Origin of the sequence: Psychrobacter arcticus 273-4, assembly GCF_000012305.1 — a bacterium.
In the GTDB taxonomy this organism is placed as follows: Bacteria; Pseudomonadota; Gammaproteobacteria; order Pseudomonadales; family Moraxellaceae; genus Psychrobacter; species Psychrobacter arcticus.
Window position 1 is genome coordinate 2060875 of the sequence record NC_007204.1, and the last position, 17410, is coordinate 2078284.

The 17410-nt window shown below is 43.7% G+C and carries 14 protein-coding genes; 5 read left to right on the forward strand and 9 right to left on the reverse strand.

Annotated features, from left to right (window positions below; genetic code table 11):
* Window positions 1–2: 2 nt before the first annotated feature.
* Complete coding sequence (locus PSYC_RS08635) at window positions 3–941, reverse strand: energy transducer TonB (protein ID WP_227500324.1); 939 nt, start codon at window positions 939–941, stop codon at window positions 3–5.
* Between the two features lie 571 nt (window positions 942–1512).
* Window positions 1513–2178 carry a TetR/AcrR family transcriptional regulator gene (locus PSYC_RS08640; protein ID WP_011280929.1) on the reverse strand — a complete coding sequence of 222 codons (666 nt, stop codon included), beginning with the start codon at window positions 2176–2178 and terminating at the stop codon, window positions 1513–1515.
* A 517-nt stretch (window positions 2179–2695) separates the two neighbouring features.
* Between PSYC_RS08640 and PSYC_RS08645 the strand changes: the two genes are divergently transcribed.
* The 3 genes from PSYC_RS08645 (at window position 2696) to PSYC_RS08655 (ending at window position 5136) form a co-directional block, all read left to right on the forward strand.
* Complete coding sequence (locus PSYC_RS08645; RefSeq protein WP_011280930.1) at window positions 2696–2971, forward strand: Trp family transcriptional regulator; 276 nt, start codon at window positions 2696–2698, stop codon at window positions 2969–2971.
* A gap of 66 nt (window positions 2972–3037) precedes the next feature.
* Window positions 3038–4456 (forward strand): anthranilate synthase component I family protein, encoded by a 1419-nt coding sequence (locus PSYC_RS08650; RefSeq protein WP_011280931.1) that lies wholly within the window; start codon window positions 3038–3040, stop codon window positions 4454–4456.
* Window positions 4457–4488: 32 nt separating this feature from the next.
* Window positions 4489–5136 carry an anthranilate synthase component II gene (locus PSYC_RS08655; RefSeq protein ID WP_011280932.1) on the forward strand — a complete coding sequence of 216 codons (648 nt, stop codon included), beginning with the start codon at window positions 4489–4491 and terminating at the stop codon, window positions 5134–5136.
* A gap of 472 nt (window positions 5137–5608) precedes the next feature.
* Here PSYC_RS08655 and gdhA read toward each other — a convergent pair whose 3' ends face one another.
* Window positions 5609–6955, reverse strand: a complete 1347-nt coding sequence (gene gdhA / locus PSYC_RS08660; RefSeq protein WP_011280934.1) for an NADP-specific glutamate dehydrogenase — start codon at window positions 6953–6955, stop codon at window positions 5609–5611.
* A 305-nt stretch (window positions 6956–7260) separates the two neighbouring features.
* Window positions 7261–8391 (reverse strand): S-(hydroxymethyl)glutathione dehydrogenase/class III alcohol dehydrogenase, encoded by a 1131-nt coding sequence (locus PSYC_RS08665; protein ID WP_011280935.1) that lies wholly within the window; start codon window positions 8389–8391, stop codon window positions 7261–7263.
* A gap of 114 nt (window positions 8392–8505) precedes the next feature.
* Here PSYC_RS08665 and PSYC_RS08670 point away from each other — a divergent pair, with 114 nt between their 5' ends.
* Both PSYC_RS08670 and PSYC_RS08675 read left to right on the forward strand, forming a co-directional pair.
* Complete coding sequence (locus tag PSYC_RS08670; protein ID WP_011280936.1) at window positions 8506–9372, forward strand: LysR family transcriptional regulator; 867 nt, start codon at window positions 8506–8508, stop codon at window positions 9370–9372.
* 92 nt (window positions 9373–9464) lie between these two features.
* A complete protein-coding gene (locus tag PSYC_RS08675; RefSeq protein ID WP_011280937.1) occupies window positions 9465–9983 on the forward strand; it encodes a DUF302 domain-containing protein in 519 nt (172 codons plus the stop codon).
* Window positions 9984–10073: 90 nt separating this feature from the next.
* Here the strand turns inward: PSYC_RS08675 and PSYC_RS08680 are convergent, their stop codons facing one another.
* The 5 genes from PSYC_RS08680 to PSYC_RS08700 all read right to left on the reverse strand — a co-directional run bounded on the left by PSYC_RS08680 (window position 10074) and on the right by PSYC_RS08700 (window position 17286).
* Window positions 10074–12377, reverse strand: coding sequence for a transglutaminaseTgpA domain-containing protein (locus tag PSYC_RS08680; protein WP_011280938.1), 2304 nt, complete (start codon window positions 12375–12377; stop codon window positions 10074–10076).
* On the reverse strand, window positions 12374–13435 hold the full coding sequence (locus PSYC_RS08685) for a hypothetical protein (protein WP_011280939.1): 1062 nt from the start codon (window positions 13433–13435) through the stop codon (window positions 12374–12376). The genes PSYC_RS08680 and PSYC_RS08685 overlap by 4 nt, the downstream gene beginning before the upstream one ends.
* A gap of 82 nt (window positions 13436–13517) precedes the next feature.
* Window positions 13518–14525, reverse strand: coding sequence for an AAA family ATPase (locus PSYC_RS08690; RefSeq protein ID WP_011280940.1), 1008 nt, complete (start codon window positions 14523–14525; stop codon window positions 13518–13520).
* A 68-nt stretch (window positions 14526–14593) separates the two neighbouring features.
* Window positions 14594–15049: a c-type cytochrome gene (locus PSYC_RS08695; RefSeq protein ID WP_011280941.1), complete on the reverse strand. Its 456-nt coding sequence runs from the start codon at window positions 15047–15049 to the stop codon at window positions 14594–14596.
* A gap of 143 nt (window positions 15050–15192) precedes the next feature.
* On the reverse strand, window positions 15193–17286 hold the full coding sequence (locus tag PSYC_RS08700) for an EAL domain-containing protein (protein WP_011280942.1): 2094 nt from the start codon (window positions 17284–17286) through the stop codon (window positions 15193–15195).
* Between the last annotated feature and the right edge of the window lie 124 nt (window positions 17287–17410).

Sequence of the window (17410 nt, forward strand, 5' to 3'; positions counted from 1 at the left end):
CTTTATGGCACGATATAAGTAACAGGTAACGTGACATTACCGACTACGGGCGCGCCATTTTTCATAAAGGGTTTGAATTTTCCAGAACGGACTTGTCGCTGTGCTTCTTTATCTAATGCTGCAATTCCAGAAGATTGAGCGATACGCACACTATCAATACCCCCTTGTTTATTGACTCTCAGCACCAACACTACGTTGAGCGTATCACCCGAATTTGCTCGTCGTGCGACACGCTCAGGGAAACTGAAGTTCGGAGCTGATACCCAATTTGCCGAGCTGGCGGTAAAGTTAACAGGATCATTACTTCCAGTAGCTGCTTTGATGGCCCCTTCTACTTGCTTAGCCGCTCTTACTGCTTTTTGAGCCGCGTCATTTGCCGCTTCGGCACTCGCTTTAGCTTGGGCATCTCGAGCGGCTTTAGCATTTGCTACTCTTTGCGCCTCTTTAGCCTGCGCCTGTTGCATCTGTGCTTCTTGCGCCGCTTTTTCCGCTTGCGCTGCTACGATACGACGTTGTTCAGCTTGCTGATCGTTGGCTTGTGGCTTATTAGCGCGCTGCTCAGATATGGCCTTATCAATAGCGGGATGTGGCTCTTCTTGCTGAATCTGTTTTTGTGGCGGCTTTTCTTGAGTAATCGAGGTTGTCTTTTCTTTTTTAACTACCGGTGCAATAACAGGTTTCTTTTCCTGTACCACTTGTTGTTTTGACATCTCTGCGAACGGTTTTGGTTTTGCTATAGCCTGCTGCTTTGGCACTGGTGCTGTTTTCTCTATCGCGACCTTAGCGGCTTCTTTTTTAACAGGTTTAGCAACCTTGACTATTTCTTTCGGTAACGCAGCAGGTAATGACACCAGCTCTATTTCTATAGGCGGCGTCTGTTTTGGCGGCGCGATTTTGGGCGCAGACGGTTTCATTGCCACCAATGCCACTGCCGTGAGCACGTGAAGCCCTACCACTACTAGTATAGCTATCAAGATTGATTTAAGTGGTGGCCTCTCTAAATCCATTGAACTCATAATACTCTAGCATTTAACCGTCATAGAATGGTGGTGATAATAATACAAACGATAATTATTACCAATAGTAAATTTATAATATTTCAGTGATGTTCGTTAATTTTTTAAGTTAAATTTAGATAAATATACGGGTTTGTTATGACCCCCTCATTGATTATTGGCGGTGCTGTGGGTCTAGGTGAGCTATTCCCTACCTTGTCAGTATGGCGCTAATGGTATCCGGGGTTTCAGCCTTAGTCAGTTCATCACTAAACTTAAATCCTTGATGAGCCTATCGTCACAGGCTGTGTCATTATCAACATCGATCTATTGCCTTAATGCGTCAAGCAATTGAGTTATATAGTCGGTGAAAAGTAATATCGATACAACACGTACTACTGGTGCAAATTTTTCTTGCTTGCTGTGCCTACGCAGACAGAGGCTGCAAAAAATTTACACCAGCAATACTGCAGCGACTTTAAAGTATTTCAACTATAGCTGTTGTTCGAATCTACAACTACTCGAGTCCGCAACCCCGTAGTATAAAAGGTATTAAGAAGTCAGCGGCGCGTGCCTCGTCTGTCTCATCATACGCGCTCTTTTGCATCAAACCGACGATTTCTGTTTCAAACTCTGCATAGCGCTGCGTGGTTGCCCAAATCAAAATCAATAGCTGTAAGGGGTCAGCAATGGCGATTTTGCCTTGCTCGTGCCATGTTTTCATGACTTGTGTTTTATCCAGTGCCCAATCTTTCATCGCAGTCGACATAAAATCATGTAAATGCGGGGCACCGCCGATGACCTCTAACGCGAATAGCTTATGGCGGTTTGGGTGCGCAAACGCTTGATGCAATTTGGTGCGGACAAATTTTTCGATAACTGTTTTGGGATCGCTATCTACCGTCATCGTCACCAAGCCATCATTCCACTCTTGAATAATGGTGCGCAAGACCATTTCGTACAGATTTTTCTTATTCTTAAAGTAGTAATGTACATTGGCTTTTGGTAGCCCTGCTCGATCAGCAATACCCTGCATCGTGGCACCGCGATAGCTTTGTAGCACAAACTCTTCTTCAGCGGCAGTCAAAATCACCGCTTGATTTTGAGCACGAATATCTTGCTGATTGCGATGAACCACGCCCTCAGAGGCAGATGGGGTATTTGTTTTAGCACTTTGAGTCATAGGATGAGCCGTTAGACGTTAATGTCAATAAATAACCATATTCTAGCGTGACTTTAAGATAAACTGTGAATGAATACGCTGATTTTTATGATAAAAAATAAAAATATTTTGCATAAATTAATTGACCAAATAGTCAGGTTTAAGCGGAATGGTTAATATTAAATCAATTACGACTCAACCGATACTACTTTCACATGAGTTTTCCCCTGAGTTTTTCTCTGAGTTTTTCTCTGAGTTTTTCTCTGAGTCATGTAATCAAACGATAACGTCTCCGCTTTATAAGTTTATATCTCTCAAATGATACATTTGTATCCCTCAAAATTTTTTAATGTCAGAGCCAGCTCATTGCGATTAGCTGATTTTTTATTTTTATACCGAATTGAATGTTATAAAAACAGACCTTCAATCAAACATTGCTAAAAAATTAATCACTTTACTTGTTTTTTATGTACTACTGTACTAGAATACTGAAACAAGATGACTGTTAATCTATCCTTTTTTATGAAGATTGAATATTATGAGTACTGACCCTTATCGCAGTTTATCAAATCATTTAGCCAGTTGTGATGACAGCGTCGATATTGACATGCTACTAAGCGCACTGTTAACAGATAAAGAGCAATTTGAAATTGCCAATCGTATTCGTATTTTTGATTTATTAGAGCGCGGCGTCACCCAACGTGAAATCTCTGAACAGTTAGGCGTAGGTATTGCGACCGTCTCTCGCGGTGCCAAAGCCATGCAAATTCACGATGTCAGTGCGCTGCTAGCAACCCACAGACAAGAGGCTTAATAAATCAATCAACGCTATTTGCATTTATTTTAGCCAATACCTATTTGAATTACTTTGGAACTCATTATGACTTCTCCTGTACCCCAACATGATCAACCTGCACTTATTGATATTCCCAGCAAGCCACAGCGGATAAAGCTCACGCAAGATATTGATTTTTTCGCGTTATTCAAACGTATTGAGCATGTTTTTGAGACCTGTTATTTGCTCGAATCCTTGGGTGAAGACAGCCATATGTCACGTCATCATGCTATTGGCTTTGACCCTATCATGACTGTCACTGCTATCGATCGTACGACGCTTGCCATTACCGATAACAAAACCGCTGGAACCAAACACTATCAGACCGACAACCCGTATCAGCTGCTACGTACCATTACTCCGCAGCACGTCATTGCCCGTGAGCAAAGTGGCGGTTTGGTTGGCTACTTGGGCTATGACAGTGTCAATTTCTTTGAGCCAAGTGTCAATGCTAAGCCCAGCGATGATTTTGAGCCTTTTAAATTTGGTGTATATCTAGATGGCTTGACGTTCGATAAGATGACTGGTGAAATTTTCTACTTTTATTACCCAACCGCTCAACAAGACAATCGTATTGAGCAAATCAAAGCCTTACTTGATGCACCAATTTCAAGCCACAAGCCACCCACCGTTGAGTTTTTGGGTGATGGCATGAGTAAAGAGGAGCATGCTAAAGTCGTCATGCAAGTCAAAGAAGACATCATCTCCGGGCGTATCTTTCAGTGTGAGGTTGGCTTTAAATCCAAATATCGTATTGCAGGCGACAAGATGCCGATTTATGAAAAGCTGCGTGCGGTCAATCCATCACCGCACATGTACTTTATGAAGTTCACCCAGCAGTGCATCATTGGTGCCTCACCTGAATTGCTGTTTCGCCTACGTCAAGGCGAGATGGAGACCTATCCACTCGCCGGTACAGCCAAGCGCGGCATCGATGTCGCCGAAGACCGTCAGCTTGCCCGGGCCTTACTGAATGATGCAAAAGAGATTGCCGAGCACAACATGCTGGTCGATCTGCATCGCAATGATATTGGGCGCGTTGCACGATTTGGTACCGTAAAGGTGCGCAATTTAATGGATATAAAACGCTTCTCACACGTACAGCATATCTCTTCTGAAATCGTTGGTATTTTGCACCCTGATGAAGATATGTTTAGCGCGCTTGCCAGCAACTTCCCTGCTGGCACCTTGTCAGGCGCACCAAAGGTTGAAGCGATCAAAGTTATTAATGAGCTTGAACCAGATGGTCGTGGTGCTTATGGCGGTGCATTAGGGTCATTTAACTTTAACGGTGATTGTATCTTTGCCATTCCTATTCGCAGCTTATTTATTAATGGCGAATCTGCCTATGCACAGACTTGTGGCGGCAATGTTTACGACTCCAATCCTGCTGATGAATATCTAGAAATTCAGCGTAAGCTTTCTGCTATGAAAGTGGTGCTAGACAGCTTTATGCCTCAATAACCACCTATACTTTATCAAAGAGTTGGCTACCCATGAATGTTTTAATTATCGACAATTACGACTCATTTACCTTTAACCTTTACCAGTATATCGGTGAGATTTTGCAGACGCTGGACAGTGATAAACCAGCAAATGTCATCGTTAAACGAAATGATGAAATCACCTTAGCAGACGTACAAGCGATGAATCTTAACCGAATTATCATCTCGCCGGGTCCTGGTGCACCTGATGATCCTGCTTACTTTGGTATTTGTGCCGAAGTCATCAAAGTCATGGGCAAAACGACACCACTATTGGGCGTTTGCTTAGGCATGCAGGGCATCGCCTATATATTTGGCGGTGATGTGATACGTGCCAGTGTACCAATGCATGGCAAGGTTTCATCCATTCGCCATGATGGTGCAGGTGTCTATCAAGGCTTGCCACAAGAGCTAGAAATCATGCGCTATCACTCATTGATGGTACAAGCAGATACCCTACCGGATTGTTTAACCGTCACCGCAATCGTCGCCAATGATGACCATGCTGAGCTAAGCTTGACGCAGTCGGCACTAGCAGGTGATGAGATTATGGGCCTGCAGCACAAAGATTATCCCATTCAAGGCGTGCAGTTTCACCCAGAGTCATTTGCGACCGAAGGTGCTAAGCGTTTATTGACGAATTTTTTACTGCAGGTGTAACCATAAAAACCATGGATAATTGATGGGGTAATAAAAAAGCTGACTGTTGAATGAAAAGTCAGCCTTTTGCAAGCTATAGTCGGTGAAAAGTAATATCGATACAACACGTACTGCTGGTGCAAATTTTTCTTGCTTGCTGTGCCTACGCAGACAGAGGCTGCAAAAAATTTACACCAGCAATACTGTAGCGACTTTAAAGTATTTCAACTATATCAGATGGGTCTTAATCCTATTCAAGATATTATGGTTTAAGGTAAATGGCGCTAAACGTTACAACGATTTTTTGGATAGTAAAAAGCCCCAATCAATTAATGATTGGGGCTTTTTGGTTTATGAAGCAAAACTCATGACGTTAACAACTTGAGCCGCGTATTTTCTACATACAACTAACTTTAGTCATCTCGACTATATTATACAGTTGCAAGCGATATTTTTTAGTACGGTCTATAAAACGTTAAAGGCGAAATCACTCTTAGTTCAAGATACCATAAGCAACCAAGGCGTCAGCAACACGCTCAAAGCCAACGATATTGGCACCAGTCATATAGTCAATGTAGCCTTTATCAGTTTGATGATACTTTCCTGAGGCTTCAGCAGCGCTATCATGAATATTTTTCATAATACATTTTAAACGTGCATCGATTTGTTCAAAGCTCTTGTACTGACGCACTGAGTTCTGCGACATCTCAAGACCAGATACTGCCACACCGCCCGCATTCGCAGCTTTACCTGGAGCATAGTGCACACGGTGCAAGCGGATATGATCAATTGCTTCTGCAGTCAATGGCATATTAGCACCTTCAACCACATACTTAATGCCGTTCTCAACCATCAACTTGGCGTCGCCTTCATTCACTTCGTTTTGCGTGGCTGATGGGATGGCGATATCGCCTTTGATATGCCAGGGCTTTTGTCCAGCGAACCACTCACCACCATAGACAGCAACGTAATCTGCTAATGGTTGGCTTTTTGCTTTCTGCTCTTTTAGCCAGTTGATCTTTTCTTGATTTAGACCTTTTTCATCATACAAGGTACCTTGTGAGTCAGATACGGTAACGACGACGCCGCCCAGCATATGAACTTTTTCAGCGGCATGTAGAGAGACGTTACCTGCACCTGAAATCAGTACTCTTTTACCGGCGATGTGTTCGTTTTGAGCGGTGAGCATATTTTCTAAGAAGTAAACTGCGCCATAGCCAGTCGCTTCTGTACGCATCAAACTACCGCCAAAACCCACACCTTTACCAGTCAATACACCGCCATATTCGCGAGTTAGATTCTTATACATGGCAAACATATAGCTGATTTCGCGTCCGCCAACGCCGATATCACCCGCTGGTACATCCGTATCTTTGTTGATATATGGATGCAGCTCACGCATAAAGGCGTAGCAAAAGCGACGGATTTCATTGTCTGACTTGCCCTTTGGATCAAAGTCAGAACCACCTTTAGCGCCGCCCATCGGTAAGCCCGTCAAAGCATTTTTAAAGATTTGCTCAAAACCTAAGAATTTCAAAACCGATTGGTTGACGGTTGGGTGAAATCTAATACCACCTTTATAAGGACCTAAAGCATTACTGAACTGGACACGCCAGCCGCGATTTACCTGCACTTCACCTTTATCGTTTTCCCAATTGATACGAAACGCTATCACACGATCAGGCTCAACAAGGCGCTCAAAGACTTTAAAAGTATCATATTCTGGATGAGAGTCATATAGTGGCGCAATCGTAATTGCAACTTCTTTTACTGCCTGAATAAACTCAGGTTGATGGGCATAACGTGCTTCGATTTTTTCGATTGCCTGACTGATACTCATATAAGTTCCTTAAGATAGAAATTGAAATCATGCTGATTTACATCGGTGCTTTATCGCATAACCGCAAAAGATAGCATGGTAAGCGCAGAAGTGGAAGCGTAGAAGTGGAATTGATGTCGCTGCTATACGCTCTTTGGTATAAAAACTGGTGGGATTAGAATCCAACTATTTATGTCTCTAAATCATGATAAAGAAGCACAAACTATAATGAACTGACCCCCATAAGTTGTGTCCAACTTATGGGGGTCAGTTCATTATAGATGCCGCATTTTTTATGTCAAAAGCGAAAGCTCAATCATGCTGGATTACATATCGAAATGAATAACCGTACGAATACTCTCACCCTTATGCATCAAGTCAAACGCTTCATTGATGTTTTCTAATGGCATCGTATGAGTAATAAAGTCATTTAATGGAATCTCACCCTCTAGATAACGTTCGACGTAACCTGGCAGTTCCGTACGGCCTTTGACGCCGCCAAATGCTGAGCCTTTCCAGACTCGACCGGTCACTAGCTGGAATGGACGGGTTGAGATTTCTTTGCCTGCACCAGCAACACCGATGATGACCGACTCGCCCCAGCCTTTATGGCAGCATTCAAGCGCTGAGCGCATGACATCGACGTTACCGATACATTCAAACGAATAGTCTACGCCGCCATCAGTCATCTCAACGATGACCTCTTGGATAGGCTTGTCATAGTCTTTAGAATTGATGCAATCAGTCGCGCCTAATTTTTTGGCCAACTCAAATTTATCTTCATTGATATCAACGCCGATAATACGGCTGGCTTTTGCCATTTTTGCACCGATAACGGCCGCTAAGCCAATACCACCAAGACCAAAAACAGCAACGGTAGCGCCTTCTTCAACCTTAGCCGTATTCATGACCGCGCCCATACCGGTGGTCACGCCACAACCAAGCAAGCAAACTTTTTCTAACGGCGCTTCTTTACTGACTTTGGCTAAAGAGATCTCTGGTAAGACGGTATATTCAGAGAAAGTTGAACAACCCATGTAATGATAAATGGGCTGACCGTCTTTATAAAAACGGGTGGTGCCATCTGGCATCAAACCTTTACCTTGAGTCTCACGCACCGCTGAGCATAGGTTGGTTTTACCTGAAGTACAGAATTTACATTCGCCACATTCTGCAGTATATAAAGGAATGACATGATCGCCAACTTGGACGCTGGTCACGCCTTCGCCGATTTGCTCAACGATACCGCCGCCTTCATGACCTAAAATTGCTGGGAATACGCCTTCTGGGTCTTCACCAGATAAGGTAAATGCATCGGTATGACAGACGCCACTGGCAATGATTTTTACCAATACTTCGCCTTTACGTGGCAGCATCACGTCTACTTCTTCAATCGATAATGGCTGATTTGGACCCCATGCAATGGCGGCTTTGGATTTAATAAATTTATCTGACATAAAAGTCTCACTTTTTAATAGGTTGAATTTTAATATTATGATTATTTTATAATACTTTCCTGCTAATGATAATATAGCATATTTACAAATATCTTTTACACAGTGGTAATAATCATGAAGTGGGATGGTATCAGTGAGTTTGTCTACGTAGCAGAACTTGAGAGTTTTACTAAAGCGGCGGCAAAGCTTGCAATTTCGACGGCACAAGTTAGCCGACAGGTCACTGCATTGGAGGAACGGCTCAATACCAAGCTGCTATACCGAACCACGCGTAAAGTATCATTGACAGAAGAAGGCCGCGTGTTTTATCAGCATTGCCGCAGCATCCTTGATGGATTAGATGCCGCAGAGCAAGCGGTCAGTAATTTGCAGTCCAAACCGCAAGGTCGAATCAATCTCACAGCTCCTGTGACCTATGGAGAGCAGCAGCTATTGCCACTGGTGAATGATTTTATGGTGCAATATAGTGATATCGAAGTGACGGCTTTTTTGAGCAATCAAAAGATTGATTTGATTGAAGGTGGTTATGACTTGGCAATACGTATCGGCAAGCTGAGCGACTCTACAATGATGGCAAAAAAACTCAGCCACCGTACCAATTTCGTCTGTGCAGCGCCCACTTATTTTAAGAAATATGGCCGCCCAAAAACCTTGGATGAACTCAGTCAATACAGCTGCTTACTGGGTACATTGGATTATTGGCATTTTAAAGAAGAAGATACGGAGCGCAATATACGCGTGAGCGGCAAGATACGTTATAACAGTGGTTATAGCTTAGTCGATGCGGCGCTAAAGGGGCTTGGTATCGTACAACTGCCGGATTACTATGTGCAAAAACACCTCGTAACAGGACGTCTGATGACAGTATTGGATGAATATAGAGAGCAAGAAGAAGGGATTTGGGCCATCTACCCGCACAATCGTCATTTATCACCAAAAATCAGACTATTGGTAGACTATCTGGCAGAGCATTTGGCGTAAAATGCCTTAAAGCCTGTTGTAATGATGGTTTTTATTCCGCACAATAAGTATTTGATAGTGCCAACACTTACTAATAACTGACAGGTGAACTTATGATAAAAATCGTTTCTATTACCGCTTTAGCTCTTGCTATCTCATCTTGCGCAAGTGTTGGCACTACTTTAAACTCCTCTGATGACAACGCTTTGACTGCAAATACAACGTCTTCTATGAATACTAACAAGGGACTAGTCACCTTGCAAAGCCCTCATTCGGTCAATGATACCGCTGATAAGCTGGCATCGATTATTGAAAGCAAAGGTATGAAAGTATTTGCCCGAGTCGATCATCAGAAAAATGCACAGGGCGTCAGTCTAGCGCTAAGACCAACGCAAGTCATCATGTTTGGCAATCCCAAAGCGGGTACGCCCTTGATGCAATGCGAGCAAAGCGTCGCTATCGATTTACCACAAAAAATTCTTATTAGTGAAGACGCGGATAAAAAGGTCTGGCTGTCATACAACGATCCTGAATACTTAAAGACACGTCATAATATCAAAGGCTGTGATACCGTCATTAATAATATTTCAAAAGCCCTTGATGGTGTCAGTAGAGCGGCAGTTGCCAAGTAAAATTCCACAAAATATCAATAAAAAAGGTGGATGAACACAGTATCATTCATCTTTTAAGCATTTTTACTCTAGTACGTGTATAAAGGGTAATCAGTATAGGCTTAATAATTCCCTTGCATTTTTTTTCAGCTGCTTTAGCACTTGCTGACACTCATTATCACTCATATCTATTGTGCTCAAACGCCCATAACGCAGTTGGCGATAATCTTGTTTAATCTGCTCGATTTTTATTTGAACCGCTGTTAAATCATAGCTGTCTACCAACTGACTAGGACTACTACTTTGAGTATTTGCCCCAGTGTTTGTTTCAGGTTTTATACGATCATTTGTATCAACTGCCGTTGCCAAGCGCCCAAGCCAAGCCAGTTGCCCTTCGCTTTCATTACGAGCCAGCGCTTTATTATTTTTGCTAAGACGCTTTGATAAATGAATAAGCGGCAGATCTGCTGGGTGCCAGCGTTTGCGACGGTGTTGCCAAATAATAAGCACTAAAACAGCCATAATAATGACAGCGATCGCTGCCAACCAGATTATTTGCTGCATCATTGAGCGGATATTAAACCACTTTAATAGAGAGTCAGCTTGCTTGTCTTGATCATAGCCAACGACGTCTTTTTGCCAATAGTAACTGGCTTGGTCAGACAAACGGCGCAAGGTTTGTAGCATTTGATACTGCTGATAGCTGATTTGTGCGCCAGCGCCCTCCCCAAACATAGTCGCTCCTTGTGCCTGCGTCAGCATATTCATGCCTTGATTGACGCGCTCAGGTGCTACAAACGCAGTCGGATCTACACGCACCCAGCCTTGCCCCTCAAGCCATACTTCAGTCCAAGCATGCGCGTCCATCTGCCGCACTTCCCAAACATTACCATTGCGGCTGGGCTCGCCACCTTGATAGCCTGCCACTACTCGCGCAGGAATACCAGCAGCTCGCATCATAAAGGTAAAGCTTGAAGAATAATGCTCACAGAATCCCGCTTTGGTCTCAAATAAAAACTCATCAATACGGTTGGCATTGAGTCGTGGCGGCGATAGCGTATAACGAAATTCTGTCTGATGAATCCAGCGCTCAATAGCCGCCATATAGCGTACAGGATCTGACCCTGACTGAGCATATAACTGCTTAGCCAATGCTCGTGCTTGTGGATTGCCATTTTTGGGCAGATCAAGATTCAGACGTCGCGCTTCATCAGTGAGAATAGGATCAATCTGCATCTGCGCAAACTGTGCCACATCGTAGCGCAGCTGCTGCGTGACAGGCTGGTCTTTTAATAAGGTAAAGTCCGATGTGATACTGACATCTTGCTGCTGGGTAAATGGATAATCGAGTCCAAATAGCCAGTTCTGCTGAGTAGGTTCCAAGATAATCTGATAGTTATTGGGGGTAGCTTTCACCGCATCAGGGACAGTCGAAAATGCGTTTTCAATCCAAGTAGGTATGGGCAACGTAGGCTGCCATACTCGCTGCTGAGGGCTTGGACGCCAAGTAACACCATCAAAGTCGCTAAATACCAAGCCGCGCCAATACAACTCCTGCTGCGGGGGTCTATCGTCTGTAAACTCTACGCGAAATGCCAGTTCGGTTGACTGACCCAAATTAGCGAAATCACCCGGTGACATGCTATCAGAGACGCCCGTGGTCGCTTGCTGACCTGACAACTGTACTGACCATAGCGGCGGCAAGCGCGGAAAGAATAAAAACAGCACCACCAATAATGGCAATGCTCCAATGCCCAATACACCTAAGGTACGCAGACGACCATCACCGTGACTATTACCATCATCGTTTAGCGCGATAAATGCCAATAATACAATGACTGCCCCGATGATTACCTCCAAGGTAGTGACAATACCTTGGTCCATCAAAAACAACGCTGCCAACACAAATAACGATAAATTTAGGGCCACGTAAGCATCACGGCGCTGATACAACTCCCACAGTTTACTAATAAGGCATAGCACTAAAAATGCCACGCCCATATCAAGCCCAAATGCTGTATTGTAAGTTAACCACAAACCCGCCAGCCCTAATAAGAAGCCAAGCATTTGCATGCCTTGATAGACACGTTTTAAATGGTTTAGTTTTTTAAATCGTGCTTTGATACGTGGCAGTTGCGCAATAATGCTGACCACGGCAAAGCCCATTAACCACAATGGTAAGTGTGCCGCATGAGGTAATATAATGACGACTTGGGCAATTAGTACCCAGTAATAGGCTGGTAGTGCTAAGAGATTGCGATACCATTTTTTAGCATTATCCCGTTCAATATTAGAGCGGATGCTTTGACCTATTGCCAACTGCTCAAAACTGGCTGACTGTATAGAGTTTTTCGCATAAAAATCGACTGATACATTTTCAATGTCATTTGAGGTAGATCGTTTAGAGTTGTTCATGGCGCTTTTGCCAACCTTAGCAAGCAAGCTTGCGCAAAGCTGTCACCCTCGCCCATCATTGTCGCAGAGGAAACATCAGACGATGCCTCATTTGGTAAGCACATATTAAACGGCACGCCCAATTGTCCTAACGTGAGGGCCCCATGAGCCAGTTGTGCCAGCTTCTGTTCATGGTGCGCAGCTGGCATATCGGCATAATTCAACGTTTGCTCATGACCGACAGGATCGGCAAAGTGCTTGGTCAACATACCTTGACCGCGCGCTACATGTCCCCAAGACACCCGTGCCAATGACTCTCCTTCGATATAGCTATCTAGCCGCTCAAAGTCATCTTGACCTTGCCGATACTGCCCGCCTATAGGTAAATTTTCTTGACTTGCGATTGCATACTGAGCTTGCCAATCGAATGCTTCAGGTTTTGGATAGACCCAAGCCTTACGGGCAAAATACACATAAGACCATGCCCGCATGATACCCAAAGGGTAAACGGTTGTTATGGTCAATCTTGGTAATTTAAGCGGTCCACGTACGTGCGTTTGCACAGGTAAACGAATAATCTGTTCACCTTTTAGCCGTGTAACAAGCACTGAATGCTGACTCTCGGCATTATGCTTAATTTTCTTATCAGTTTTCTTATCAGTTTTCTTATCAGTTTTCCTGTCAGTCTTTTTATCAACTGGATCAAAGCTAAATAATAACTGGCGTCTAGGTTGGCGACTGTCACTCTGTAGTTGTAAAGTAACCCAAGTAGGCGCGCCTGCTTCTGCCATGGTCACTTCTAATAGACGTATCTTCAAGCCTGAAATATGAGCAAAGGTCACATGAAAGCTGATCAACCAAACGCTAATCAGATAAAAGCACAAGCCCAGTACCAAGTTATTACCATAGTTGATACCAGCAATAAAGGTGATGACCAGCAGCACAGCAAACAGCATACCTTCACGGCTAAAAAATATATAGACATTACGTAGATTGAGTACAGCGCTATCACTGGTAGGTGCACGCGCGGCGAACCATCGATTGGCTGCTGAGGTGAAGGCTTTTGGCAAAAGGCTCATGGCTACCTTATCGTTACCATAAAATTGATAATATTATCGATATTCGGCGAAAAATTTTGATCACGATATGTTGAGTAACTATTTAAACAATAACCGCCACTTCTGCCAAAATACGTTGAGAAATGGTTGCGGTAGCTTGTCCGCCGGTCACATGGGCTGGCATAAAACGCTGACCAAGACGATGGTCGGTGACTGCAGCAAATACCGCTTGAATATCTTCAGGTGTGACCTCCATATGTCCCGATACATAGGCATAAGCCTGCGCGGCGCGCTGTAGCGACAACACACCGCGCGGCGATAGACCATGATACTCTTGGCTTGCCCGCGTCTTTGCGACCAGACGCTGAAGATAGTCCAATACCACATCGGCGATATACACCTTCTTAACCCCTTGCTGCGCCAATAAAACAGCTTCTGTATCAAGCACCGTATCCAAACCTTTTAACAGCTCGCGGCGATCTTGACCTTTTAACAACGCCCGTTCTGCTGCCGGTGATGGATAACCGAGCGACAAGCATAATAAGAATCGATCTAGCTGAGACTCAGGAAGTGGGTAAACACCCGCTTGCTGCAAAGGGTTTTGAGTTGCTATGACAAAAAATGGCTCGGGTAAGGGATAGGTTTGCCCATCTTGTGTTACCTGCCGCTCCTCCATCGCTTCAAGTAAAGCGCTCTGGGTTTTGGGACTTGAGCGATTGATCTCATCAGCGAGCAGCAGCTGAGTAAAGATAGGACCTGCTCGAAACTCAAATTGCAGCTTATTTTGATCGTAGATACTCATGCCCAATATATCAGCAGGCAGCATATCATTGGTGAACTGCACACGGCTAAAGCCTAACCCTAACAGTTGTGCTAGCCCTTGCGCCAAGGTAGTCTTACCCATACCCGGCAAGTCTTGTAGTAATAAATGCCCGCCTGCTAAAATGCCGCTAAGCGCAAGCTTAACTACCTGCGATTTATCCAGTACGATTTGATTTAATTGTGCCATTAACTGAGCGATTTTTTGCTGGTTATCGCTATAGTCAGCAGCACTAGGCACCGTTTGAGTGCGCGTTTCTGGTATCGACTGATGTCTAGATGAGAGAGGCATATTAGTGGCTGCGTTATGGGCGATTATGGGCTTAATTTATAAGGCAAATAAGAGGTACCAGGTAAGCGTTATTTATCATCTTCAACGATCGGGGCAGCTGCGCGAAGGGTAGACAAATAGGCAATCACATCAGCACGCTCTTCAGCATCTGGCATCGGATCTGACAGCATTTTTGAGTCTGGCATGGCTTTTTCAGCATCGGTAATATAAGTATCAAGCGTTTGAGCATCCCAAACCCAACCTGACGCTTTTAGTCCTTCACTATAAGTATAATCTGCAAGTTCAGCTGCCGGCGCGCCATAAATATTCATCAGCTGCGGGCCTTTTTTATTGAGACCAGGGTTTAACTGATGGCACTGACCACAAGCATCTTGATATATGAGTGCACCATTATCGGCATCGCCTTCAGTATAAAGCGGTAGCGTGACAGGAGCGCGATAATCAGGGGGTGTTTTCTCACAAGCACTTAGCAGCAAAGCGGCGGCAAGCATAGCGCCCAGTTGATATTTATTGACCATAGACATGTTGTCATCTTTAATTGAGAGGTATTGATGTGTATGAGTCTACATCAACCATCCTATAATGCAAAGGTTGATAGACATCGATAGCCGTATGTAGACAATAAACGCATAGTACTTATATAGTGTTTATGAATATAAAGTAAGGCTTAACTCTCATTAGAGACTTTGATGGTGTTACTCGGCACTTCTAGATAATTGCCTTGTAGGTAGCGTACGCCTACACTCCATGCAACAGACATGGTCGCAGCATCTTCAATATAAGGCATCAATACATCAACGTTACTCTCATTGGTACGTACGATAATTGATTTGACCGTTTCTAAATTTTCAGCGGCATCAATCCCTTCGACATAATTATGGGCTAAGCGCACCACATCGGGATGAACAAAATTGGCAAGCTCCACAGATTTTATAGATGAGCCAAAATTATTGATGCCAAGCTGGCAGTTTATCTGACTGAGCGCGGTAAATTGAAATTTTGCTACCGTTAAGTAATCTGAGATGTCTTTTTCATTGAACTGAAGTGTCAACGCCCCAGCTTTACCACCGATGGCATTGATGAGCTGGCTTGCAACACTGGGTAGTTTTTTATCGACTAAAGACGCATTGGTCATCTGTACTAGTAACCGCGCCTCTGGATGAGTTTTGCGCACTTCATTGATTCTTTTACAGGCGTTAATCAATACCCAGCGGTCTATTTTTTCTAACAATTGATGAGATTTGGCAACCGCCATAAACTGATCTGGAGTCAGTATAGTATTATTAGCATCTGCTAGTGGCAGCTGCAGGAATACCTCAAAAAAGTCACTACGGTCATTATTAATGTCATATATCGGCTGGAACAATAACTCAAAGCGATTATTCGTAATAGCATCGACCAGAGACTCTGCTAGCGCATGATCGTCACTATTGGCGTGTTCACTTGCATCATATAGATGATAGCGACCGCCATGATTGGAGGTCTCAATCATGATTTGATTAATAGCATCCATGGCGCGCTCAAGTAGTACTCTTGGCTCAGGCGTATTTTTTTCAATTTTAACAATGGCAATACTTGCTGTCGTGCTGGTTGTACGCTTATCCACTTCAATCAGCATATTACTGATACTCATACCAATTTGCTCAGCCAGCTTTTCAAGCGTGGCTGTCGTCTGATTTTCTACCAAAATAGTAAATGCCGTATCACTAAAGCGGCTGACATGACCATCGACTACCAGCTCATCTAAGGTATTAGCGACTTGTTTCACGGTACTATCAATACCTTGCAGACCTAAACTGCTTCTAATTTTTCCGATATTATCGAGTTGCACATACAAAAGCGCGGCCGTCAAAGCGCCCTTTCTTGCCTGCTCATATAATGCCGTTAACTGCTCTTCAAAGCTGTGGCGATTATCAATGCCCGTTAAGCTGTCTTTACGCTCAGCTTCAGCCAAACGTTTAGCGACCTCCATACTATTGCTGTTATTTTGTTGAATAATAATCTGGGTGACTGGCTCACCCTCTAATGTCGCTACTGCCAACTGTAATTTTGCTTCAAACGTACTGCCATCCGTACGTCGACTCTCAAAATTAAACTCAACGTCTTTACGGTTCCCTTTGTCAAACTGACGCAAAAACTGTTTAACGGCTTTAACATTGTCACCGCCTGCAATCAAATCAATCACAGGTATACCGATGATATCGTTCATCGCCTCAAAACCAAATAACTGCAGATACGGATCATTAGCAAAGATATGAATACCTTGATCAATGTATGCGACTGCGCTTTTCGAGTTTTTAATCAGTACATTTGCGCGCTGTTCTGCCTCAGAGAGCACAGATTGCAATGTCTTGAGCTGTTGGCGACTGTGCAAGTTTTCTTGCAACAAGCAAATAGCCATGATGACTGCCATTTCTTGCTCTGCATAGAGTGCCTTAACCATCGTACCATTCACGATAGACGGCAAGCCTTCCTCATTATGAGCATTGCCTGCAGTATCTTTATTTATCAAACAAACCAATGGTAAGTCAATATTTTGCTCTTGAATGATAGCAACCACGTCGGTAAACTTCATATCATACGCTTGACCAAAAACCAACACATCCCATGATTGACGTAATGATTTTAGCAACTCATCTTTATCATCCAAAAAACCTAAATTCACGCTGTCATAGTACGAACCTAGCAAGTGTACAAGGCGCTCAGCATAAAGCTGGTCAGCATCGATAACCAATAATTTCAAGAGGGACTGAGTACGCATAGAAAGCCTTTTTAATCTTATAAAATAATATGAGTCGCCGCTGCGCTGTAGTCAAATATAGTTGAAATACTTTAAAGTCGCTACCGTATTGCTGGTGTAAATTTTTTGCAGCCTCTGTCTGCGT